This window comes from Oceanobacillus halotolerans, assembly GCF_010993955.1.
GTDB lineage: Bacteria > Bacillota > Bacilli > Bacillales > Amphibacillaceae > Oceanibacillus_A > Oceanibacillus_A halotolerans.
The window spans coordinates 159991-183148 of sequence record NZ_WIXL01000006.1 but is presented as its reverse complement, the minus strand read 5'-3'; the positions used below and the strand labels follow the sequence as shown (position 1 = coordinate 183148).

The following is a 23158-nucleotide window of genomic DNA, read 5'->3' as shown; positions in this document are numbered from 1 at the left end:
GGTCATACCACTACTACATTGTCATGAACCTAACATAAAAAATAGAAAAGCCTTGCTACCTATTATGTAACAAGGTTATTAAAGCTTTCCCCTAACCTAGCGATAGGTTAGAAACCGTTCATACCATTGATCGACAAACTCTGGGGCGAATGGACCTGTCCGTTGTCTTATCCACTGCAATAAATAATCCATGTTGGAATATAAGATATGATCTAGTACTACTGGATAATTCATTAGTTTTTTATGTTCATCATATTCATCTTCATCTAACAAATCATATGTCATATCTGGGTAAACCTTGACATCTAAATCATAATCAATGTACTTAATCGTTTGATGTTCAAAAATAAATGGTGAACTAATATTACAGTAGTAATAAATCCCATCCCCGCGTAACATTCCAATAACATTAAACCAGTACTTGGCGTGGAAATAACAAATAGCAGGCTCTCTCGTTGTCCAAGTGCGACCATCGCTTTCTCTTACAAATGTTTTATCGTTGGCTCCGATTATTTCGCTCTTCGTTCCTTTTAAAACAGTTGTACTCTCCCATACACGATGTAATTTTCCGTTATGTTTATAGCTTTTAATTTGAACTTTTTCGCCTGCTCCTGGTCCAGCCATTGAATCTCCCTTTCTACACACCACTTTCATAATAAATTATAGTAATTTTTTTATCTTGCATACATTATAATGCGAACAGAATGAAATATAAAGTATTACGACCACATTTAATATCCCACACAAAAAGAGCTCCCATCATGATGGAAGCTCTTTTTATTTAAAAATTGGGGGAGATACGTCAGTTACTTTTTGTTTTGTTGAGATTTTTGGTTTTGTTTTCTCACTTCTTGAGCGTTTGTTTCGGATGCAAATTCAGTGCCATATTGACCTTGGCCTGCCTGTTGTTGACCTTGAGCCGCTTTTTGGTTTTGTTGCTTTACATGTTGAACATTAGTACCTGACTGTGTTTTGTTTGGGTTCTTAGCCATCAATATCACCTCCGCATTACTTAATTTCTCCAGGATTGCGGAAGTTATGAGAAAAACATAAATGGTAAAGTAATCCATCTATCACCATGTTCAAACCAAAGAATAATATCAGGAATTTAACATACATTAGAAGCAAACATCACTTTTTGGAGGATGTTCGATATGAGAAGAGACTTTACTGAATTATCAATGATGAGTAAAACAGAATGGGACGATAATGAGTTAATGTATTTCCAACATGCTCTTTCACAGCTTTTACCATATGTAAATTCGGAAGGGTTAACCATTTTACACGAAATTAATGATGAAATGCATAGTCGAAAAGAATAAATGGAGAAGAAAAGGTTACCATGCAACCCCATGTGTAACCTTTTTAACCGTCAAATATAGGTCATCATTTTTTGATGGGAAACAGGGAATGGAAAATTGTCCAGATCCTCTTTTTTCACAAATGTAAGCCGCTCATCTAATGTCTCTTCTGCAACAGTGTTCGCTTTATAAATGGCTAAATCCCATACTAAATGGGAAAAAACATGTTTTTGCGTTCCAACATTCTCCATTAATGTGACCGCAATACCATATTCACTTTGGAACCAATTTTCGATATGATCAAACCCAATTTCTGCAATGGGTGCCATCGGGAATTGCCATAAATTAGCTAATAATCCTTTTGACGGGCGCTGTTCAATCAAGTATTCCTTTTGATCATTTTGAATTAGCAAGGCAACAAGGGGAACGGTTTTTGTTTTCTTCCCTTTAGACTTAATTGGTAATTGTTGTTCGATTCCCTCGTCAAACGCCGTGCAATGTTGTTGAATCGGGCATAACATACACATAGGGGCTTTTGGAGTACAAACCATCGCACCTAAGTCCATTATACCTTGATTAAACGAAGATGGATTTTCCTTGGAGATAAGCTCACGGACAATGGATTCAAACAATTTTTTCGTTCGAGGAACACTAATATCTTCTTCAATCTTTAGTACTCGAGATAGGACACGCATCACGTTTCCATCTACTGCTGGTTCTGCTTGTCCGTATGCAATAGAGAGAATGGCACCCTTTGTATAGGAACCGATTCCTTTTAGCTTTTCTAGTTGTTTCGGTTCGGATGGGACTTCCCCACTATAGGAAGCAACTACTTCTTTGACGGCTGTTTGTAAATTACGTGCACGGGAATAATAACCCAGCCCTTCCCATGCTTTTAGAACTGCCTGTTCATCTGCTTCAGCAAGATCGTATACAGTAGGAAATTGCTTGATAAAATGATAAAAATAGGGAATTACCGTATCTACCTTTGTCTGCTGTAACATGATTTCAGAAACCCAAACTTTATAGGGGTCTTGGTCTTGCCTCCACGGAAGATCACGTTTTTCCCGTTCATACCAGTCTATTAAATCATGTTGGAAGGCAGAAATGTCAATATTTTGTAAAGTCTTATTATCCATACTGTCACAACCTTTATGTTAAAATAAAATTAACCAAAAATGAATAACCGATCCAATACTCGTGGAATGGTTTTAGCTGATTTTGTTCATATTATAAAAAGTTACACCAATACAAGGCCAAGGAGGACCTTTAAATATGGATACTGGTACCCATATTGTGATGGGCGTTGCTTTAGGGGGATTAGCAACAATAGACCCAGTTGTTCAACAAGACCCAACACTCTTCCAAGCAGTGTTAGTTGGAACAATTGTCGGCTCCCATGCGCCAGATTTCGATACGATTCTAAAATTAAAAAATAATGCAACCTATATCCGTCACCATCGAGGAGCAACCCATTCAATCCCTGCCATTATAATTTGGGGGATTTTAATTGCTAGTGTCATTTATATGGTTGTACCACAGGTAAACTTTTTCCATTTATGGGCATGGACATTTCTCGCTGTTATCATCCATGTTTTTGTCGATATTTTTAATGCCTATGGAACACAAGCATATCGTCCCTTTACTAATAAGTGGGTTGCACATGGATTTATTAACACGTTTGATCCCTATATCTTTTTCCTACATGTAGCTGGGATTATCGCATGGTTACTTGGTGCCAATCCAGGCTATACTTGGATTGTTATCTATACCGTCATCTTATTATACTATGTTAAGCGATACTTGGATAAAAAAGAAATTGTCAAGAAAATCCATGATCATTTTCCAGAGACGGAAAAAGTTGCTACCTCGCCAACGATTAAACAAAATATTTGGCGGGTTGCTATTACCACAACTTCCCACTTCTATGTAGGCACGGTCGAAAATGGGCATATTGAGATTATTGATGAATTTGAAAAAGTACCCTTACCAAGCAATGACTTAATGGAAAAAGTAAAAAAAGATAAAAATGTCTCGGCATTTTTATCCTTCTCTCCGATCTATCGTTGGGAAATCAATGAATATGATAATTTCACGGAAGTGCGATTTATTGACTTACGGTACAGATCGAAAGGACATTATCCGTTTGTTGCTGTTGTCCACTTAGATCAAAATATGGATATTATTAGCTCCTATACAGGTTGGATCTTTTCAGAGCATAAATTACAGCATAAATTATTTATTGGCGATAATCCAGTATAAAACATTACGAAACAGCAGGGAAATTTCGTCCCTGCTGTTTTGGTTTGTTGGCTTTTTTCAAAGATACATGCTTAAAACACGGTATTTTCCATTTTATTTACCTAATTAGCGGAATGAGGATCCGCATCATTTTATCCGATGAATCGTCATTTAGTTAATCCCTTAAGTTCCGATTAATAATACTTTTCTATGGAATAAATACTAGGATTATTTCTTTTCAACTAATAACGAAATAGGAATAGCTTCTTCTTTATCATAAACCTCACCAAGTAAATTTACGCGGTGTCCCCAAGCAAATACTCCATTAATGTAATTCACTTTAAAGGTATGACCTGGATCCCCATTTAGTTCATAGGTTTCACCAGCTTTGTAATCTTCTGGGTTTAATGTATAAGAAATCGCAACTTGCATTTTTCGCTCGTTAATTTGCACTTCACTAATATTCCCTAATTGTTCTGCTTTTTGTGCTTTTTCCTTTAATATCCCTACTTCATCTCGCAGTTGTTCTATAGTTAAATCACTATATCGATAATCCATTATAAATCCCCCTCTACTAGTTTACATTTTACCAATAGTTTAGGAAAATGGAAATAATAGAAATGATAGTGGAGGGGGAAATGGAATGGCAAATGTTGCTATTACTGGTGCTGGTAGTGGATTGGGACGTGCACTAGCACATCAATATGCAAAAAATGGGTATAACGTATTTCTATTAGGACGTTCTGATAATAAACTTCATATCGTTCAAAATGAAATTATCGAACAGGGTGGCACAGCCCAAGTCGTCCTCTGTGATGTCCGCGAACAAGCTTCTGTTAGTATTGCTTTTCAACAAATTGGTACATTAGACATTTTTATTAATAATGCTGGGATTGGTATTTTCGGTCCTGTCGAAAATTATAGGATGGATGATATCGATGATACACTTAACACCAATATTAAAGGTACTATTTTGACCGTCCAATGTGCCTTACCATTAATTCGTGAGCGTAAAGGACGTATTTTAACTATCATCTCGACTGCTGGATTACGCGGCAAAAAGAATGAATCCATCTATTGTGCCAGTAAATTTGCCATCAAAGGATTTACCGAGAGTCTTCAAAAGGAATTAGAAGAAGAACCCGTGAGCCTAACAGCCGTCTACATGGGTGGAATGAACACACCGTTTTGGAAGGACTCCAACCATATTACAGATCCATCACGCCTAAAGGATCCAAAAGATGTTGCACAAGCTATTTATGAACAAGACGATGGGAGAAAAGAAATACGAATCGATTCATAACAGAATTGGCCTACTGTTATTTAATAAATTCCAACTGTATAGAAACTCTGAGTCCATTTTTTGAAATGGGCTCTTTTTATTTATTGACAATAAATTTTACGAAAATTCATAAACATGATATCATATTGATATAGTAATAATATTTAAAATCGAAAAGGTGGGATATTTTATGAATGGTACCAAAGAGAAAGATGCTTGGGTCATGAATGGGTATGTAGGGATATTTGCGATTGCGGTATTCCTTACTGGTGCGGTATTTAGTTTTATAGCAGAGCAATTTGTTATTGGTGGAATTTTACTTGCTATCACGATTATACTTGGGTCTGGAATAACGATGGTTCAACCAAATCAATCCGTCGTAGTCATTTTTTTTGGAAGATACGTGGGGACAATACGTCGTGAAGGAATTGCACTAACCGTCCCATTTACAATTCGAAATACGATTTCGCTTCGTGTTCGAAATTTTAACAGCAAAAGATTAAAGGTAAATGACGTAAATGGAAACCCGATTGAAATTGCCGCAGTCATTATGTTCAAAGTCATTGATGCAGCAAAAGCTGTATTTGAAGTTGATCGCTATGAACAATTTGTTGAAATCCAAAGTGAAACGGCCATCCGTGCTGTTGCAACGAAATTTCCATATGACACGTTTGGAGAAGACGAATTAACGCTTAGAGGAAATGCAAAAGAAGTATCCGCAGAATTAACCCAAGAAATACAAGAAAGATTAAGGGTTGCTGGAGTAGAAGTTATTGAAGCAAGACTTACACATTTGGCTTATTCCACCGAAATTGCTCAAGCGATGCTCCAAAGACAGCAAGCAAGTGCAATTATTGCTGCGCGGAAACAAATTGTAGATGGAGCCGTAGAAATGGCTCAAGATGCAGTTGAACGGCTTGAGAAAGAAGGAATTGTCGACTTAGACGATGAAAGACGAGTCGCCATGATTAACAATTTACTTGTATCCATTGTATCTGAGCAAGGGACACAGCCAGTCATAAACACAGGATCACTATACCAGTAAAGAAGGGGTAAGATGGCAAAGAAAAAGAATTTCCCACTACGCATTGATCCGAAACTATATGAAGCCCTTGAAGCTTGGGCGACAGATGAATTCCGCAGCGTAAATAGCCATATAGAATTTTTGCTTAGAGAATCGGTCAAAAAGGCTGGAAGGTTGCCGAAGAAGCAGGAAAAAAATAAAGATCAAGACTAAAAATAAATCGTTCACTAACCGTGAAGAAAACGACAAATTATATACGGGCAGCATAATTAACATACAAAAACGCTTGAATTACTTGTATGCTTTCAACCACGACAGGCTGTCTATCGGTCGATTCTCTCTTAAAATAAGGTGCTTTCTGCCATGACAGCCTTTATATCGGTTGATTCTCTCTCATATTTTGATACAATCAGCTGTGACAACCTATGTAAAGGATAAAACCGTTTTTGTCAGCATATCCGTTCCATTCGAGATAAAAACTATCAGCACTTCTAATCGTCATCAAGGCTATCGATAAAAGCTTGAATATCATCTAGTGAAAAGCCTTTTCGGTATAATGCTTCTTTTAGTTTCTGTTCTAATTTAAAGCCTGTATATTTTGATTTATATTTCCGAAGCATTTTTTCGCCGTGATATTGGAGTGCCGTCCATTCCGATTCATCATCTTTTTCATCGTATAAATCACTTGTAACTTCTTTCATCACATCTTGTGAAAATCCTTTTTGCATTAAGGTTGTCTGCAGTTTTTGGATTTGGTTTTGAAAGGAGTCTTTTTTTCGATGATTTAGTTTTTTGGTAACCCACTTTTCTGCTTTAGCGAGCTGGGTCTCATAAGAATAGGATTGGATCGCATTATCAGCAATGGAGGCTGCTACTCCCTTTTCTATTAATTCTTTTTTGATAAGTAATGGACCTTTACTTGATGTTTGAATTCGTGTTTGGACAAAAGCTTCGGCAAATTGACGATCATCCAACAAATGTTCCTGCTCTAGCCTGTCCATTATTTTAGGAATATGTTCGTCATCCACTTCTTTTTTGACAAGGTAGTCATAAAGTTCTTTCTTTGTCCGCATTCGATAGCTTAAATAATTAATGGCAAGAGCATATGCTTTATGAAATGTATCTCTTTGTTCTAGTTGCTGAATCATAGCTTGATCCAAAGAGAGTCCTTTACGTAGATTAAATTCAATTAACACATCTTCTTCGACACTAAACCCATATTTTTCCCCATGACCATCATCCAGAAAAATGTTATACCGATTTTTACGTCGTTTTTGCGTTGTAATACGTGTAATTTTTGTCATGCCGATCCCCCTTTTGCCTTATTATACTAGAAAATGCATATCACCACATTAGTGGAAACAAGATTGCATAGAATAGATTAAGCTAAAAAAATAACATGGTGGAATAGACAAAGAAATCATTGATCATAATCAAATGGAGTGTGAGAAATGAATATATTGCTGACAGGTGGAACTGGTTTTGTCGGAAAACATTTAACCAAACAGCTAGTTAATCAGGGGCATTATGTATATATACTTACTAGATCACCATATAAGTATGAAAATTCCCCACTTGTAAAATACATCAATTATCAAGTTACGGCACAATACCTTCCTACCATACATGCTGTTGTAAACCTAGCAGGTGATTCCTTATTTGGTTATTGGACGAAAAGAAAAAAAGAGAGAATCCTGCGCAGTCGTATCGAATCAACCCAAAAAGCAATTGATTTAATGAACAATATGGCAGAAAAACCTGAAGTCTTTATTAGTGGTTCAGCTGTTGGATTTTATGGAACATCTGAAAGGCAAACGTTCACGGAAGATACGGAACAATCTGGTGATGACTTCTTAGCCAAGGTTGTGGTGGAATGGGAGCAATGTGCCGAACAAGCAGAAGCAATCGGCATTCGAACCGTCTATATGCGATTTGGCGTTATTTTAGGAAAAGAAGGATCCCTCCCTCTCATGATGCTCCCGATTAAAGCTTTTATTGGCGGTCCAATTGGAATGGGAAAACAATGGTTATCATGGGTCCATATTGATGATGTTGTGAACATGATTTCATATTGTATCGATCATGAAGCGATAAAGGGACCTGTTAATGTGACAGCACCAAATCCTGAGCGAAATAAAGATTTCACAAAAACATTAGCAAGTGTCCTCAATCGCCCATATTGGCTGCCAGTACCTAAATTGATGCTTCGACTCCTTATCGGGGAAATGAGTCTGCTTGTAACCAAGGGGCAATATGTAATCCCTGAAAAAGCCATCGAACACAACTATTCATTTCACTACCCTCATTTAGAAGAAGCTTTACAGGCAACTATTAGCGAAAAATAGGCGCGTATAATTTGCAAATTGGAGGTAACGCTAATAGTAGACTAAAAATAAGTGAGGGATTGGACATGGTGGATAAAAAGAACAATGAACGGTTAAAGTTTTTGTCCAAAACACAAGAGGTATTGTACCAGCGTGATTTTAAAAAGGCAGATAAGGCATCACAACAATTCACAAAGCCAGAAAACCGAAGTTAACAGCTTCGGTTTTTTATTTTTTTGTATACTTTGTTGTTTTCTTAACGTCGTAGCTTATATATGATGCATCGTAACTTTGTGCTATTCTTTCCGCTCTGGATAGTCACTTCGTTTTTCAATGAGGAGGCTGAAGTGTTCCCGTGGCAAAGAAGACACTGTGAAAATGAACAGAGAGAGTTTGAACAGATGTTGCACTTGTGCCCATGGTGAAGCGTATTTTTCTGCAGCACCGTATTAGCACTCACCTTATAAAGGATGGAAGGAAGTCATGCTAAAGTTACGACACATAATATATCAACTATCCATCAGGATCCATACTTTAATAAACAACAAGCTATTAGAATACATCCTTTATTTCCACTAGTTATAAACAGGTTATTAACAGTTGTTCATAACTAATTAAATTAACCCTGATATTTCAGGGTCTTTCGACAAAAGTTATGCACAGACATTTTGTTGATAACTCATTTACAACCTGTGGATAATGTGGATATAACAAAAAAATCCTATTAATACAATGTTGATAATGTGCATAACTTTGTGGATTACTTTTTCCCATTACCTAGAACCTTTTACTGACCTAATCCGTATATAATGGTATCCTTTAATTACGAGGTGAGAAAAAATGGAAGAACTCGCAAATATCAATTGGGCCATCATAGCACCAATCTTGGTGATCCAAGCTATTTTAATGGTAGTTGCATTAATTGATTTAATCCGAACCAAAGAAACAAATGGACCAAAATGGCTGTGGGTCTTAATAATCCTATTTGTTAGCACATTGGGACCAATTTTATACTTTATTCTTGGAAGGAGACAGTAGTCATGGAAATTCTTCAGGTTAATCATTTATCCAAACACTATAAAACAAAGACAGCTGTTAACAATGTTCAATTCTCCCTACCAAGTGAAAAATGTATTGCCTTAATCGGTCCAAATGGTGCAGGAAAAACGACCATTTTGCGAATTTTAGCTGGCTTATTAAAACCGTCAGAAGGAACTGTTTCCTTTCAGGGGCTTGATGCCAATGCTGACATTCGTCCCTATATTGGTTACTTACCACAGTACCCTGTTTTTCATGGTTGGATGACAGCAAGGGAATTTCTAATGTATAGTGGGCAACTTGCTTTTTTATCAAAATCTGAAACAACAAAACGTGCAGATGAAGTTTTTGATCAAGTTGGTATTACGAAAGAGGCAAGGGATGAGCGAATTAACCGATTTTCTGGTGGGATGAAGCAACGTCTTGGTATTGCTCAAGCCATCATCCATTCCCCAAAAATGTTGATTCTCGATGAGCCAGTATCCTCATTAGACCCCATAGGTCGCCGTGAAGTTCTCACATTAATGGAAAAACTGAAACAAGAGATGACGATTCTCTTTTCCACCCATATTCTAGGGGATGCCGAAGAAGTAAGTGATGAGCTATTATTACTCCACAATGGGGATATTGTAGAGTCTGGAGCCATGGAGCATTTACGAGCTAAATATCAAACAACAAAAATTGAGCTTGGATTTGAATCAAATTTAGAAACCTATCAACAACAGTTAGATTCTTTCCCAGAAGTTACAAATTCTCATATCGATCGGAATTTACTGCATGTTACGACAACAGATATAGCAAAAACTCGTTCCAACATACTACAATTAGCAGCAAACAAAAATTGGCCGCTCACAACTTTTTCGATTAGTCGCGCCACCCTGGAAGACATGTTCATGAAAGTGGTGAATCAATGATGCAATGGATGACACTTTTCAAAAAAGAATTATTAGAGAACTGGCGAAATGTCAAATGGATTTGGGTTCCACTCGTCATTATTTTATTAGCTATTCTTGACCCACTTGCCAATTACTATATGCCACAAATTATTGACATGGCAGGAGGGATGCCAGAAGGAACTGCTTTTGAGTTACCTGAATTTTCACCAGCTGATGCAGTGATGATGAGTTTAGGCCAATTGAGTACAATGGGTGTGCTAGTCATTGTCTTAATGTCGATGGGAACCATTAGTGGCGAGCGAAAAAGTGGCGTGTCAGAACTTATTTTAGTAAAACCAGTTAGCTACTGGAATTATGTTTCAGCCAAATGGACATCTTATCTGTTACTTATCTGGCTCTCTCTATTTTTAGGCTTATTCGTAAGTTGGTATTATATCAATTTATTATTTGGTGAACTTTCCTTTGTTGCTTTTATCCAAGTTGTCTTTTTCTATGGATTATGGCTAACATTCGTAATATCCCTATCGATTTTTTATAACACACTTGTAAAATTACCAGGCTTAGTCGCATTTCTTACGATAGCAACGATCATCGCGATGAGTGGAATCACCCAAGTATTTAGCCATGTTTTAGCTTGGAGTCCTAATATGATAGCCCAACACATTCATGAGATGCTTTTAATCGAACAAATTCCAGGTGATCTTATTGGTGCAGCTATTGTCACCTTCATCCTCTCGATCCTATTAATCATTGGTGCAACCTTTACATTACAAAAGAAAGAATTAGCAAACTAGTCGAGTACCGTGCTCATACATGCGAAAGGTCCAGACCATATCATTGTCTGGACCTTTGCTTATTACGTGTTAACCAGCAGGCTGACTAAGAACGCCACGTCAATCGCAACGCTTAGTACTAGCACGTCATGCCGAGTCGGAACCGAATGAGTTAAGCTTTATCGTACTTTTACAATGGTGATTCGCCTTAACAGTAGGAAAGAAAGAAAATATAAGCTGACCCCGATGCCAAATAGTTGGATGAAGAATACTAGATCTATATTCAGAAATACCTCTCCAAAGAAATTAACGAACCAGTCTTGTGTAATGCCAACGAGAAATATGACTAATAATATACCAAGGAAAGTCCCTCCGCCTAACAGGCCGTAACGATAAAAAATTAATCCTACGACAAGCATAAATGTCAATAAAAAGAACATAATGGACGTATCAATTAAAATCCGGCTATACCATACATCACTCAAGAAATGGCTGATATGGAGAAAGGTAAAAATATCAACATTCAATAACTGATTTAAGCCCTTGATAGCCTCCTGTAACAAACTTCCTACTGTAGCCATTGAAAAGGAAAGAAGAAAGAAAAAGATCCCTAAACTGATAAAAATATTCTTTCTCGTTGCTCCAATTTTAATAGAAAATGGAATGGCTTCTTTCACAGTGATAAATCCTAAAATCGCACAATAAACATACATTGGTCCTGTTAAACTAAACGTGAAAAAACCATCTCCTAGTCTTTCTAAAAAGTAGACAAACGTTAATGACACCACCAATATTGCCAATAAAATTGTCCAAAATACAGTCAACGAATGACGAATATCTGCTGTGTAAAAGTATAGTAACCCTTTTATTTGTTTCTGCATTTTTTAGGCTCCCTTCTTTCGTTCAGTTAAATAAATCATTAAATCCTGAATCGGTATTCCTTCCACTTTAAAGCCACTCGATTCCGCTTCCTCCATTGATGCATAAACATAAGCAGTCATCATTCCAGCTAATTCCTTTTTATCCAATACTTCTTTTCCGTTAATAAAAGCTTCCACCTCTTCAACAGTTCCTGTAACTGCACAAGTATTCTCCCGTAGAAACTCGGCTTTTTCCTGTAAAACTAGTGAACCTTCCTGCAAAATTAAGACTTCCTCAAATAATAAACTTACTTCGTCAATTAGGTGGGTGGAAAAAATGATTGTCCGTTCCTCCGCCTCGTATTCTTCTAAGAGAATTTGATAAAACTTCTTCCTAGCCGCTGCATCCAGTCCAATATAGGGTTCATCGAAAATAGTAATTGGAGCCTTACTAGCTAAACCTACCGTAATCCCCAATGCCGATTCCATACCCTTAGATAGTGTCTTAATTTTAGCGTTAGGATTTAAGTTATATTCCTTGATTAAGTCCATCGCTAATGCATGATCCCAGTTTGGATAAAAGAAGGAAAATATTTTTAGCACATTCTTTATCTTTAAGTCTTTCTTAAAATTATTGCCTTCCTTAATCAGACAAATCGATTGAGTTAAACGTTGATTATCAAAAGGATTTTCGCCATCAATCTTGATCCGACCAGCTGATGGAAGGATATTACCAGCTAAAATATCCATAAAGGTTGTTTTACCCGCTCCATTTCGACCTAATAATCCGTAAATTTTAGGTCCTTCCAATGTGAATGTAACATCTTGTAAAGCATACTGATCCTTATACTTCTTCTGGACATTTTCTACCTCAATTTTCACCAAATTCTCCTCCCCTTTTAACCAACTCTACTAATTGTTCATTGTTAATATTTAATTTCGCTGCTTCACTTTTAAGTGGCTTTACGTAATTGTCATAAAAGGTCTTTTTTCGTTTTTCAATTAATATGGATTTTGCTTCTTGTGTCACAAACATCCCAACACCCCTTCGTTTTCGTAAAATCCCCTCATCAACCAACTGATTAACTCCTTTTGCGGCGGTTGCAGGATTGATTTCATAGAACGCAGCAAATTCATTTGTAGATGGTACCCGTTCACCTTGTTGGATTGTCTCATTGATAATAGAGTCTTCTAGCTGTTCTTTTATTTGTAAAAAGATGGGCTTACTTTCATCTAATGTTCGTTTCATCATAACCACCCTTAGCGTTCATTGGTTAATTACTTATGTAACTAACCATATAACTAATAAAGTGTTTTGTCAATAAGTATTATGGAATTTTTTGAATTCTAGGTGGACTAGGGAATGTTAGATTAGCAAGAGGGGTGGATGTCTGTTACTTATTTGAAGATTTAATTGGTGGTTTGGTTATTGAGGAGCGCGTGCTCTGTTACTTTTTTAGTGATTCGCTTACCAATTTGGTCACTGATAAGCTCCCTCTGTTACTTTTTTGGACCTTCCCTGGCTGATCTTAGCACTGACAAGCTCCCTCGATCCACTTTCAATGACCTCACTCCTCTTTTCTTCATTGACAACAATTCACCATCCAAAATTCCCCACCACTCCCACTCCATACAAAAAGCGCCATTCCATATGGCGCTCCGCTTCCAATCTCATCTTCATTTAATTTAACTAGCTTCTTTTGGTAGATGATCGAGAGGTTCTTTTTCTGGCAGAACAAGATAACTCTCTCCATCTGATATAATCGATACATTTCCATAAGTTGCTGTAGAGTAAATCGATGCACCCACCTGTTTTAAATTATCAATGACACGATTAACTGGATGACCAAAATCGTTGTTCTCTCCATACGTAATCATCGCAACTTCCGGTCCTACCGCATATAAAAACGGTAGACTTGTACTAGTATCAGAACCATGGTGTGCTACTTTGACAATTTCAGCCTGTACATCGTAACTACGCAGCATTTGTTCTTCCTGTTTCTTCTCCACATCTCCCATCAACAAAAAATCAATCTCCCCATAGGTCATTTTTAAAGCAATAGAAGATTGATTATTTGTTTTCATTCCTTGATAACTATTCAAAATACGTATTTCTAATTCAGAATCAAGTTTCACTTTCTTCCCCTGTTCGGCAAGTTTAAAAGGTATATCCTGTTTTCGTATTTCATTAATATACTTGGCGTATGTTGCAGTTGAATGCAGTTTACCAGAGTCTAAAATTTGTTTTACCTTAAACTGCTTCATTACATCAATCAAACCACCAATATGATCTATATCTGGATGTGTTGAAATCATAAGGTCAATTTCATTGACATGATGATCTTCTAAATAGTTCACAACCCTTTTCCCAACCTTTGGACGACCACCATCAATTAAAATGACTTTATCGTTCGGTGTTTTAACCAGGACACTATCCCCTTGTCCAACATCAATAAAGTGAACCTCCAGATTTGATTCATAGCTATAACCACTAATCGGAATAATAAAAATAAATAAAACCATAATGATAGTAATTCGAATGGATTGTTGCATGCAAAACACCCTTCGTTATTTCTTACCATGCATAGTTTTCACACTATATTCCATTTCTATTTATTCAATAAACATGTAATATGTAGCAACTAACAATTAGAAAAACTCGCATTCGATCTTCCTTTAGCGAATGTGTTCGTTTTTCTTATACTTAGGACATTAAAATATTAGCAACGCCTTAGTCTACTTCTTAGCTAAAATTTTATACTTTCCTAACGTGTAAAAAAATAAAAAGGCTATAACACCCTCAACAGATGCTATAGCCTTTTCACTAATTCAGTTATGCTTTCTCGACAACAATGTCATCATTTTTGACATCCACTTTCACATGCTCTACACTTTCTTCTTCAAGGATTAAATCAGTAAGTTGGTCATCTATTTTATCTTGGATGACACGACGTAATGGTCTTGCACCAAATCGTCTGTCATAGCCTAACCTTACTAATTTGCGTTTTGCATCATCTGTAATCGTGATCGCAATATTGTTTTCTTCAATCGTTTCTTCTAGATCGTGAAGCATCAAGTCAACGATTTCTAGTAAGTTGTCTTCTGTCAGTTCGTTAAATTGGATGATCGCATCAAAACGGTTTAAGAATTCTGGTTTAAAGTATTCACTCAAGTTTTCTAATGTGGATACAGATTCATGTGTTTCGGCATTAAAGCCTACATTGATTTGTTTATCACCTGTTCCAGCATTACTTGTCATGATGATAACCGTTTCTTTAAAGCTAACTGTTCGGCCGTGTGAATCGGTTAAGTGACCATCCTCCATAATTTGCAGGAACATGTTTTGCACATCTGGATGTGCTTTTTCAATTTCATCTAGTAAAAGAATGGAATATGGGTTACGACGGACACGTTCGGTTAATTGCCCAGCTTCCTCATGGCCAACATATCCTGGTGGTGAACCAATAATTTTAGATATGGCATGTTTTTCCATATACTCACTCATATCTAGTCGAATGAGTGCATCGCGTGAACCAAATAATTCTTCCGCTAATGCTTTCGTTAATTCTGTTTTCCCTACTCCAGTTGGTCCGACAAATAGGAATGAACCAATTGGACGATATTTTGATTTCAATCCTGCACGGCTACGGCGAATTGCTTTTGCCACTTTATCGACTGCTACTTGTTGTCCAATAACTTTTTCGCTCAAGTTTTTGCCGATATTTTTCATTTTTTCTTGCTCGTCAGCTTGTAGCTTTGTCACAGGGATACCTGTTTTTTCTTCTACAATTAATTGAATATCCGAAACATCGACGTGAATATCTTTATCCTCATCTTTTGCTTTGTCTAGTTGTTTTTGTAGTTGAATTTCTTGATAACGCAGATTGGCCGCACGTTCATAATCTTCTTTTTCTGCAGCTGCTTCTTTTTCTTTTACGATTTCTTCTAATCGCTTTTCAATTGAGTTGGAATCTTTTTCTGCATTTGAAAGGTTTAAGCGTGATCCTACTTCATCCATTAAGTCAATTGCTTTATCTGGTAAGAAGCGATCTTGGATGTAACGTTCTGACAATGTTACAAATGCACGAATGGCTTCATCAGAGTATCGAACTTCATGGAATTTTTCATAACGATCTTTAATACCATGTAGTATTTGAACGGCTTCTTCAATAGATGGCTCTTTTACCATAATTGGTTGCAGGCGACGTTCTAGTGCAGCATCTTTTTCAATTTGACGATATTCTTTTAACGTTGTTGCACCAATTAGTTGTAATTCACCACGTGCTAGTGCTGGTTTCAGGATATTTCCAGCATCCATCTGCGAGCTTTCTGCAGTTCCAGCTCCAACAAGTAAATGAATCTCATCGACAAATAGAATCACATTTTTACGATTTTGCAGCTCTTGAATTAATTGTTTCATTCGTTCTTCAAACTGACCACGTACACCTGTATTTGCCACTAGTGATGCAACATCTAATACATAAATTTCTTTATTCATTAATTTTGCTGGTACATTGCCTTCTGTAATTTTTAGTGCAAGGCCTTCTGCAATGGCCGTTTTCCCTACACCAGGCTCCCCAATTAATACAGGGTTATTTTTATTACGACGGTTTAGTGTTTCAATCACACGTTTTACTTCTTGATCACGTCCGATAACTGGGTCAATTAAACCAGCACGTGCAGCGTGGGTAACGTTTTTCCCTAGCTGATCGAGCAATCCATTTCCTCCGTGATTTGCTTGCGTATGTGTGGTTGTTCCTGATTGATTTGCACCATTTGCATGAAATCCTTTCGAAAATACATCATTTGCGTTCCCACCGAAGAATGAATCATTGAAAAAGTCATTGCCACTCATCATTTTTCCTTGGATTTCATGGAAACATGATTGGCAAAGGTGCATCTGCATCTTCTCATTGTTCAATTGCATCGCAACATTAACAGTAGCTGGATTTTTACCACATTGTTGACATTGCATAATCGTTCCTCCTTCATTTTTTTGTTTGGTTCATTTATTTAATTTTGTTTTTCACAAGTTTGACTTTGACTATCTTTGACCTTACACCTATATTATACTCTGACCAATTTTGACTTTCAAGTGTTTTTTATTAAAAAACCCACATTCGCTTGGGAAGGCGGACTTGGGACATTAGAATTATAACCACGTCAATTCTGCTTATTAGCACACATTTTACGTCATGCATATAAGATAGATGATACGCAGTAAATGTTTAGCATGTCTTCCTTAATTCTTATAAAGTGATTGCAAAACCTACGCTGTGGAAAACACTCGCTTTCCTCGGGGAACGCTTCAGCCTCCTCGCGAGCAAAAGACGCTCGCTGTGTGGTCTTCAGACTGTTCCTTTTCCCGTAGGAGTCTCGCATTTTCCACAGCTTTGAATAACTTTCTATAAAAGTAAAAAGACGATGTGAATCAAATAAGTCCCTATCATTCGCTTCAATCAACTGTCGCATTGTCAATAGTAATGATAAAAATTAAGACTGCACAACTTAGCGGAGGAAATACACGGAGACTCCTGCGGGAAAAGAGGCATAGGTGAGACCCCGGAGTGCGTAGCACGAGGAGGCTCAACAGCCGCCCGCGGTAAAGAAGACACTGTGAAAACGAAAAGTTTGAACAGATGTCGCACTTATGCCCCTGGTGAAAGCGTAGTGTATTTCCGTAGCGATTTTCATAGACCAAACTATTGCACAAAATATAGCTTATGCGACAAAGAAAACAGGAACATATTGCAAAAAAACTCAAAATAAAAAGACAGGGACTTTTCCCTGCCTGTCTGTTTCATCTATTGTTTTACCTTTTCCTGTTGCCGTAGGGCAATACGTCTGATTTTTCCTGATGTTGTTTTTGGTAGTTCATCTATAAACTCAATCTCTCGTGGGTATTTATATGGTGCTGTTAATCTTTTTACATGGTCTTGTAACTCTTTGACCAATTCGGGATTATCTTGCTTAATATCTTCTTTTAACACAACAAAGGCTTTGACGATATTACCACGTAATTCATCTGGACTTGCGACTACTGCACACTCTTGAACGGCTGAATGTTTGACCAAAGCATCTTCTACTTCGAATGGTCCAATCGTATAGCCAGAGCTAATAATAATATCATCACTGCGTCCCTCAAACCAGAAGTAGCCATCTTCATCAATCGAAGCTTGGTCACCTGTTACGTAATAATCGCCTCGCTGTGACATTTTTGTACGTTCTGTATCTTTATAGTATTCACGAAATAATGCTGGACTATCTACCTTCACAGCAATATCCCCGATTTCACCTGCTTGTACTTTTTCACCAAATTCATCGATAATAGCAACATCATTTCCAGGTGTTGGTTTACCCATGGATCCTGGCTTTACTTCCATATCCTTCATCACACCTAATAAAAGGGTGTTTTCCGTTTGTCCATATCCATCTCGTACCGTTAAATCAAAATAACGACGGAATGTATTAATCACTTCTACATTTAATGGCTCCCCTGCTGAAACGGCACTATGTAATGCAGGAAATTGATAGTCTTCTAAATTATCAACCTTAGCCATTAACCTATATTCCGTTGGCGTACAGCATAATACGTTAATCTCATGGTCTTGTAACAATGTCAAATAGGTTTTCGGCTCAAATTTACCATGATAGACAAACCCAGTTGCGCCTGAACCTAACACAGATAAAAACGGACTCCAAATCCACTTTTGCCATCCAGGACCTGCTGTTGCCCAAACCGTATCACCATCTTCAATACATAACCAATTTTCGGCTGCTGTTTTTAAATGTGCAAACCCCCAGCCATGCGTATGGACAACCCCTTTTGGATTTCCAGTTGTTCCAGATGTGTACGATAAAAAGGCCATATCCTCTTTTGTTGTAGAAGCCATTTCCAGTTGCTCTGATGCATCTTCCTTTAAACCATCTAAAAACTGCCAATCATCTGCTGGTTTGCCAACGACAAAACGTTTTAATTGGTTAAATTCGCTGATTGGCTTAAATTGATCAGCATATGGAAAATAAGTGACAACTGCTGATACTTCCCCATGTGTAATACGATACTGTAAATCTTTTGTTTTTAACATTTCTGAACTTGGGATGACAATCATGCCCGTCTTTAATGCCGCTAAATATACTTCATAAGCCTCTATCATTCTCGGAATCATAACAAGGACTTTATCTCCTTTTTGCAGTCCACTTTCCAAGAAAGCGTTTCCAATTTTATTGACACTTTTCATTAATTCAGCATAAGTCATCTCTCTCTTTTGTCCAGATTCACTTTGCCAAATCAGTGCTTTCCGATCCGCCTCTAGCGCATAACGTTCCATTTCCATTACAATATTATAATCCATCGGTGCAATCAGATCTTCTTTTTTCACTACTGTCACTCCCCTTACTAGTATTTCTATTAGTATATCAATTGTTTTAAAAATTTTAAATACTATATTGATAATTAGTAACGGATCGACTTTTTTCGACAAATTATTGCAAATTCCTATTTTCTATATGGGAAATTTGTTATATAATTAGTACAAATTAACTATTTTTTCATGTTCTACAAATAGGCTCTTTTTCGCATTCTTTACTGTTTTTTAACGTCGCATCTTGTATATAATGTGCAGTAGTTTTATCTATAAAAACCGCTACGGAAATACACTTCGCTTTCCGCGTATTTCCTCCACTAAGTTGTGCTATCCCTCCTTATAAATAATGTGAGAAAGCCATGTTAAACATTTTGACGTATAATCTATCAACTATGCAGTAAGATTTATAATTAAAAAAGCAACATTTTTTTCAGAAAACGGCCTAAGGATAAGAGGTGTTATGATGTCAAAGCATTCTTCTAACAAATCAAAATTTCTAACGCATTTTTTTAAAAAATACCTTGTTCAAAATCAATCACAACCGTCATCAGATAGGGATGGAATTGCAAACACAGAATATCAAGCATTAGTTGAAGCATTACAATTAACCGAAAGTCATCTATCCCATGCCCAACAAATCGCGAATGTTGGAAGCTGGGAATACTATGTGAAAGAAGATAAAATGTTTTTATCCGACGCATTTTACGATATTTTTGGACTCAGTAAGTCACTAAAGGATCCAAAGTTAGAAGAAGTTTCTGCATTAATCCACCCAGAAGACTATGAAAAAACAAAACATATATTACAAAAAGACATTCGAAAAGGAAAAATCTATGAAAGAGAATATCGAATTTTTAAGGGAAATAAAAAAGATGACATACGTTTTATTCGAGTACATGCAGAGGCTGTTTGTAAAAACAATAAAACGGTAAAATTAGTTGGAGTTATTAGAGATTATACTAAGCAAAAAATGCTGGAGGAGCAAATAGAAAAAACACAGGAACAGTATAGACATATTTTTAACCACTTAGATGTAGGAATTTGGGTTCGAGAATATGACACAGGAAAGCTGACGTTTATTTCTAAAGGTGCAGAAAATATTTTGGAAACCTCTAGGGATTCCCTATATAACAATCCTAATTCATGGGAAGAAATGCTTCATCCGACATCAAGACAGGGAGTACTTGAAGCCCAAAAATCGCTTGCTAGTGGGGAAACGTTATATCATCAATATAAAATAACAACTGGAAATGGCACAATGAAATGGGTATACGATCAGGCTGTACCATGGTTTGATGATCAAGGAAAATTAACAAATGTATTTGGGTTGCTTGCTGATATTACCGCCGAAAAGGAAATGAGAGAGCAATTAGAATACTTTGCGACACATGATACCTTAACTGGCTTGCCAAACAGGCGTAGTTTATATGATGAACTGGATGCACTATGTGAAAACAATAAACAAGAACCATTTGCACTACTTTATCTTGATCTTGAACGACTTAGCCTTATTAATGACTCACTAGGTTATCATATTGGGGATGAAGTTTTAAAGATTGCTGCCAAACGAATACTTGAATCATTGCCAAAAAACAGCTACCTAGCAAGGTTAACAAGCTGCGACTTTATTTTAATCGTCAAAGAATATGTAAACAAGGATGATCTCTTTCAGTTTGCAGAAAATGTAATTAAAGGAGTCGAGAATCCGATTATCGTAAACGATTTTAAGCTGCACGTAACCTTAAGTATAGGCGTAAGCTTTTTCCCAGAAGATGGGGGTGATAAACTGACCTTAATCGAAACAGCACATTCTGCTTTATATCATGCTAAGCAACTTGGGAAAAGTAATATACAGCTTTATTCGTTTACAAAAGATATTTCTGCCTATAAGCGGTATCAGCTTGAACAGCACATGCGAGATGCTATTAAAGACGAAACATTTGAGTTATTTTATCAACCACTAGTCGATCCAAAAAATGGCACTATTCAAGGTGCGGAAGCATTAATACGCTGGCTACATGAAGAGTGGGGACTAGTGTCTCCAGATGAATTTATACCATTAGCCGAAGAAAATCATCTTATTAATGAAATTAGCGATTGGGTTATAAAAAAAGTCTGTGCACAGTTACGGAATTGGAAGGATCAAGGCTTTGCCATCCAACCAATATCCATCAATATTTCACCGATCCGCTTTTTGAAAAAAGGGTTAGTAGAATTTGTCCAAGAACAGCTTAAACACTATCAAATCCCTGGTAAATATCTTGTGTTTGAAATTACGGAGGGTTCCCTATTACAGAATGATAAAAATGTATTAAACACTTTACATCGCTTAAGAGAATTAGGAATATGCCTTTCGATTGACGATTTCGGTACAGGGCATGCTTCTCTAACCTATTTACATGACTTTCAAGCAGATACCATTAAAATTGATAAAACATTTATACAAAATATCAGTTCGTCAAATAAGCGTGATAAAGTGATAATCTCTTCTATATTGCATTTAGCAAAAGAATTGGATATGAAAGTTGTCGCTGAAGGTGTCGAGGAATTTGACCAACTGGAATTTCTAAGACAAAAAGAATGTGATGTCATTCAAGGCTATCTATATTCAAAACCTGTACCAGCTGAGATGTTTACCGAAATGATGAATACAGGGTATCTTAAACCAACCAAATGGAAAACGATTCAAATGCCAGAAGATGAGCGCCGTAGTCATTTTCGATTAGAGTTTGACCATCATATACAAGGTGAGATGACAATCTATGAAGTCAATCAACAAAAAGTTAACCTTGGTTCTGCACCTGTATTAGTGGAAGACATAAGTCTCGGTGGATTAAAAATCTTATCAACACTTAAGCTACCTATAAATGCTGGAATTAAATTTATCTTTCATCTTAATTTAATGGGCGAGGAATTTGAATTAGAGGGAACCCTTGCATGGAAAAATGAAGCAAGAGGCGATGCGTTTTATTATGGGATTCAATTCCGTATTAATGAAGTTTTAGAAGATCTACTTGTCGGTGTCATCAACAAAATGACCGTTCTCCAACGAAATAATCGGATGATACCAGATACACCATTTATCAACGAGAATCCATATACGTATTTGAAAAAGCATCACTTATAATGACGAAAGTGAGGCAAGTATTATTGCCTCACTTTTTTATTCATATCCAAGTATAGGTTCAGGTAGCGTATGTTTCAAAACTAAATCATCTAAGCTTTTAAATTCATACCCTTGCTCTCTTAAGTCTGGGATTATATGTTTCAATGCTTCCACATTATCTTCAGAAATCGTATGGAATAAAATAATCGCTCCTGGATGAATATTTTTCATAACTTGTTCATATGGATGCTGCCATCCTTCACTTGTTTTATTCCAATCAATATGCGTCAGTGACCAGAAGATATGAATATAGCCTAATTCATAGGACCATTGTAAGGTTTGTTCATTAAAGACCCCTTTAGGTGGCCGTAAAAACTTTAGTTCCTTTTGGTCAGAAACCTCTGCAACGGCTTTTTCCAATGTTTCTAATTCATTCTTCATCCCCTCTTTTGTTAGGATCGTTAATTCTGGATGATGATAAGAATGATTTCCGATAATATGTCCTTCTTCTACCATACGATTAATTAACTCTGGTTCACTATCGACATAATGGCCAGCGACAAAAAATGTTGCAGGGACATCCTCTTCTTTCAGTATATCTAGGATATCATCTGTTAAGCCTTCTTCATACCCACTATCAAATGTAAGGTATATATGTTTATCACCAGAGTGATCTGCGTAAAAGGCACCATATTTATCTAACATTTCTTTGTATTTCCCGACATCTGGAATTTTATGTTCTGTGTTTTTTTTAAATCCCCAACCATATCCAGCTGCCTGAGGCTCACCCATAGTCACAGACAAAGAAAAAGGGAATAAACACATCAGTATGATTGTTAGCTTCTTAACAAATTTTTGCATTACCCAACCACCTATTGTTTTTCCCTTAATTTGCCCTGTAACGCTTTTTCTTATTCTTTAATATCGATTATTTCTTTTACTACTC

General features: G+C 36.7%; 23 protein-coding genes. 11 read left to right on the top strand and 12 right to left on the bottom strand.

Translation table 11 applies throughout. The annotated features are described in order from the left end of the window. Window positions 1–96: 96 nt before the first annotated feature. Both ntdP and GHC26_RS09545 read right to left on the bottom strand, forming a co-directional pair. Complete coding sequence (gene ntdP / locus GHC26_RS09550; protein ID WP_163971034.1) at window positions 97–624, bottom strand: nucleoside tri-diphosphate phosphatase; 528 nt, start codon at window positions 622–624, stop codon at window positions 97–99. Between the two features lie 182 nt (window positions 625–806). Continuing rightward, on the bottom strand, window positions 807–992 hold the full coding sequence (locus GHC26_RS09545) for a gamma-type small acid-soluble spore protein (RefSeq protein WP_163971033.1): 186 nt from the start codon (window positions 990–992) through the stop codon (window positions 807–809). Window positions 993–1154: 162 nt separating this feature from the next. Here GHC26_RS09545 and GHC26_RS09540 point away from each other — a divergent pair, with 162 nt between their 5' ends. After that, complete coding sequence (locus GHC26_RS09540; protein WP_163970894.1) at window positions 1155–1322, top strand: hypothetical protein; 168 nt, start codon at window positions 1155–1157, stop codon at window positions 1320–1322. Between the two features lie 50 nt (window positions 1323–1372). On the opposite strand, the gene mutY is transcribed toward GHC26_RS09540, so the two are convergent. Beyond that, window positions 1373–2440 (bottom strand): A/G-specific adenine glycosylase, encoded by a 1068-nt coding sequence (gene mutY, locus GHC26_RS09535; RefSeq protein ID WP_163971032.1) that lies wholly within the window; start codon window positions 2438–2440, stop codon window positions 1373–1375. Window positions 2441–2576: 136 nt separating this feature from the next. Between mutY and GHC26_RS09530 the strand changes: the two genes are divergently transcribed. Next, window positions 2577–3563, top strand: a complete 987-nt coding sequence (locus GHC26_RS09530) for a metal-dependent hydrolase (protein WP_163971031.1) — start codon at window positions 2577–2579, stop codon at window positions 3561–3563. Window positions 3564–3770: 207 nt separating this feature from the next. Here the strand turns inward: GHC26_RS09530 and GHC26_RS09525 are convergent, their stop codons facing one another. Further along, the gene (locus GHC26_RS09525) at window positions 3771–4100 is read right to left on the bottom strand and encodes a YfhH family protein (protein ID WP_163971030.1); all 330 of its coding nucleotides are present in this window, start codon (window positions 4098–4100) and stop codon (window positions 3771–3773) included. A gap of 85 nt (window positions 4101–4185) precedes the next feature. On the opposite strand from GHC26_RS09525, the gene GHC26_RS09520 reads away from it, so the two are divergent. The 3 genes from GHC26_RS09520 (at window position 4186) to GHC26_RS09510 (ending at window position 6061) form a co-directional block, all read left to right on the top strand. After that, window positions 4186–4845 carry an SDR family NAD(P)-dependent oxidoreductase gene (locus GHC26_RS09520; RefSeq protein ID WP_163971029.1) on the top strand — a complete coding sequence of 220 codons (660 nt, stop codon included), beginning with the start codon at window positions 4186–4188 and terminating at the stop codon, window positions 4843–4845. Between the two features lie 169 nt (window positions 4846–5014). Continuing rightward, a complete protein-coding gene (locus tag GHC26_RS09515) occupies window positions 5015–5869 on the top strand; it encodes an SPFH domain-containing protein (RefSeq protein ID WP_163971028.1) in 855 nt (284 codons plus the stop codon). Between the two features lie 12 nt (window positions 5870–5881). Next, window positions 5882–6061, top strand: a complete 180-nt coding sequence (locus GHC26_RS09510; RefSeq protein ID WP_163971027.1) for an Arc family DNA-binding protein — start codon at window positions 5882–5884, stop codon at window positions 6059–6061. Window positions 6062–6339: 278 nt separating this feature from the next. On the opposite strand, the gene recX is transcribed toward GHC26_RS09510, so the two are convergent. Beyond that, window positions 6340–7152 carry a recombination regulator RecX gene (gene recX / locus GHC26_RS09505; protein ID WP_163971026.1) on the bottom strand — a complete coding sequence of 271 codons (813 nt, stop codon included), beginning with the start codon at window positions 7150–7152 and terminating at the stop codon, window positions 6340–6342. Between the two features lie 147 nt (window positions 7153–7299). Here recX and GHC26_RS09500 point away from each other — a divergent pair, with 147 nt between their 5' ends. From GHC26_RS09500 to GHC26_RS09480, 5 genes are all read left to right on the top strand, one after another. Then, entirely contained in the window at window positions 7300–8193 is an 894-nt protein-coding gene (locus GHC26_RS09500) for a TIGR01777 family oxidoreductase (protein ID WP_163971025.1), read from the top strand. Between the two features lie 68 nt (window positions 8194–8261). Next, window positions 8262–8387 carry a YfhE family protein gene (locus GHC26_RS09495; RefSeq protein ID WP_163971053.1) on the top strand — a complete coding sequence of 42 codons (126 nt, stop codon included), beginning with the start codon at window positions 8262–8264 and terminating at the stop codon, window positions 8385–8387. 625 nt (window positions 8388–9012) lie between these two features. Further along, entirely contained in the window at window positions 9013–9210 is a 198-nt protein-coding gene (locus GHC26_RS09490; RefSeq protein WP_163971024.1) for a PLD nuclease N-terminal domain-containing protein, read from the top strand. A gap of 2 nt (window positions 9211–9212) precedes the next feature. Then, window positions 9213–10124 (top strand): ABC transporter ATP-binding protein, encoded by a 912-nt coding sequence (locus tag GHC26_RS09485; RefSeq protein WP_163971023.1) that lies wholly within the window; start codon window positions 9213–9215, stop codon window positions 10122–10124. Next, complete coding sequence (locus tag GHC26_RS09480; RefSeq protein ID WP_163971022.1) at window positions 10124–10900, top strand: ABC transporter permease; 777 nt, start codon at window positions 10124–10126, stop codon at window positions 10898–10900. The genes GHC26_RS09485 and GHC26_RS09480 overlap by 1 nt, the downstream gene beginning before the upstream one ends. Before the next feature lie 158 nt (window positions 10901–11058). Here the strand turns inward: GHC26_RS09480 and GHC26_RS09475 are convergent, their stop codons facing one another. The 6 genes from GHC26_RS09475 to mbcS all read right to left on the bottom strand — a co-directional run bounded on the left by GHC26_RS09475 (window position 11059) and on the right by mbcS (window position 19121). After that, complete coding sequence (locus tag GHC26_RS09475; protein ID WP_163971021.1) at window positions 11059–11760, bottom strand: hypothetical protein; 702 nt, start codon at window positions 11758–11760, stop codon at window positions 11059–11061. A gap of 3 nt (window positions 11761–11763) precedes the next feature. Beyond that, window positions 11764–12621: an ABC transporter ATP-binding protein gene (locus GHC26_RS09470; protein WP_163971020.1), complete on the bottom strand. Its 858-nt coding sequence runs from the start codon at window positions 12619–12621 to the stop codon at window positions 11764–11766. Next, on the bottom strand, window positions 12611–12988 hold the full coding sequence (locus tag GHC26_RS09465) for a GntR family transcriptional regulator (RefSeq protein ID WP_163971019.1): 378 nt from the start codon (window positions 12986–12988) through the stop codon (window positions 12611–12613). Before GHC26_RS09465 ends, GHC26_RS09470 begins: the two co-directional genes overlap by 11 nt. A gap of 437 nt (window positions 12989–13425) precedes the next feature. After that, complete coding sequence (locus GHC26_RS09460) at window positions 13426–14292, bottom strand: ComEC/Rec2 family competence protein (RefSeq protein WP_163971018.1); 867 nt, start codon at window positions 14290–14292, stop codon at window positions 13426–13428. A 280-nt stretch (window positions 14293–14572) separates the two neighbouring features. Then, a complete protein-coding gene (locus tag GHC26_RS09455) occupies window positions 14573–16714 on the bottom strand; it encodes an ATP-dependent Clp protease ATP-binding subunit (protein WP_163971017.1) in 2142 nt (713 codons plus the stop codon). Between the two features lie 829 nt (window positions 16715–17543). Next, a complete protein-coding gene (gene mbcS, locus GHC26_RS09450) occupies window positions 17544–19121 on the bottom strand; it encodes an acyl-CoA synthetase MbcS (protein WP_163971016.1) in 1578 nt (525 codons plus the stop codon). A gap of 448 nt (window positions 19122–19569) precedes the next feature. Here mbcS and GHC26_RS09445 point away from each other — a divergent pair, with 448 nt between their 5' ends. After that, the gene (locus GHC26_RS09445) at window positions 19570–22233 is read left to right on the top strand and encodes an EAL domain-containing protein (RefSeq protein WP_163971015.1); all 2664 of its coding nucleotides are present in this window, start codon (window positions 19570–19572) and stop codon (window positions 22231–22233) included. 36 nt (window positions 22234–22269) lie between these two features. Here the strand turns inward: GHC26_RS09445 and pdaA are convergent, their stop codons facing one another. After that, complete coding sequence (pdaA, locus tag GHC26_RS09440) at window positions 22270–23073, bottom strand: delta-lactam-biosynthetic de-N-acetylase (RefSeq protein WP_163971014.1); 804 nt, start codon at window positions 23071–23073, stop codon at window positions 22270–22272. Window positions 23074–23158 lie beyond the last annotated feature (85 nt).

Coding starts and splice junctions, on each gene's coding strand:
- ntdP (WP_163971034.1), bottom strand. CDS start 624: ATGGCTGGACCAGGAGCAGGCGAAAAAGTTCAAATTAAAAGCTATAAA.
- GHC26_RS09545 (WP_163971033.1), bottom strand. CDS start 992: ATGGCTAAGAACCCAAACAAAACACAGTCAGGTACTAATGTTCAACAT.
- GHC26_RS09540 (WP_163970894.1), top strand. CDS start 1,155: ATGAGAAGAGACTTTACTGAATTATCAATGATGAGTAAAACAGAATGG.
- mutY (WP_163971032.1), bottom strand. CDS start 2,440: ATGGATAATAAGACTTTACAAAATATTGACATTTCTGCCTTCCAACAT.
- GHC26_RS09530 (WP_163971031.1), top strand. CDS start 2,577: ATGGATACTGGTACCCATATTGTGATGGGCGTTGCTTTAGGGGGATTA.
- GHC26_RS09525 (WP_163971030.1), bottom strand. CDS start 4,100: ATGGATTATCGATATAGTGATTTAACTATAGAACAACTGCGAGATGAA.
- GHC26_RS09520 (WP_163971029.1), top strand. CDS start 4,186: ATGGCAAATGTTGCTATTACTGGTGCTGGTAGTGGATTGGGACGTGCA.
- GHC26_RS09515 (WP_163971028.1), top strand. CDS start 5,015: ATGAATGGTACCAAAGAGAAAGATGCTTGGGTCATGAATGGGTATGTA.
- GHC26_RS09510 (WP_163971027.1), top strand. CDS start 5,882: ATGGCAAAGAAAAAGAATTTCCCACTACGCATTGATCCGAAACTATAT.
- recX (WP_163971026.1), bottom strand. CDS start 7,152: ATGACAAAAATTACACGTATTACAACGCAAAAACGACGTAAAAATCGG.
- GHC26_RS09500 (WP_163971025.1), top strand. CDS start 7,300: ATGAATATATTGCTGACAGGTGGAACTGGTTTTGTCGGAAAACATTTA.
- GHC26_RS09490 (WP_163971024.1), top strand. CDS start 9,013: ATGGAAGAACTCGCAAATATCAATTGGGCCATCATAGCACCAATCTTG.
- GHC26_RS09485 (WP_163971023.1), top strand. CDS start 9,213: ATGGAAATTCTTCAGGTTAATCATTTATCCAAACACTATAAAACAAAG.
- GHC26_RS09480 (WP_163971022.1), top strand. CDS start 10,124: ATGCAATGGATGACACTTTTCAAAAAAGAATTATTAGAGAACTGGCGA.
- GHC26_RS09475 (WP_163971021.1), bottom strand. CDS start 11,760: ATGCAGAAACAAATAAAAGGGTTACTATACTTTTACACAGCAGATATT.
- GHC26_RS09465 (WP_163971019.1), bottom strand. CDS start 12,988: ATGAAACGAACATTAGATGAAAGTAAGCCCATCTTTTTACAAATAAAA.
- GHC26_RS09460 (WP_163971018.1), bottom strand. CDS start 14,292: ATGCAACAATCCATTCGAATTACTATCATTATGGTTTTATTTATTTTT.
- GHC26_RS09455 (WP_163971017.1), bottom strand. CDS start 16,714: ATGCAATGTCAACAATGTGGTAAAAATCCAGCTACTGTTAATGTTGCG.
- GHC26_RS09445 (WP_163971015.1), top strand. CDS start 19,570: ATGTCAAAGCATTCTTCTAACAAATCAAAATTTCTAACGCATTTTTTT.
- pdaA (WP_163971014.1), bottom strand. CDS start 23,073: ATGCAAAAATTTGTTAAGAAGCTAACAATCATACTGATGTGTTTATTC.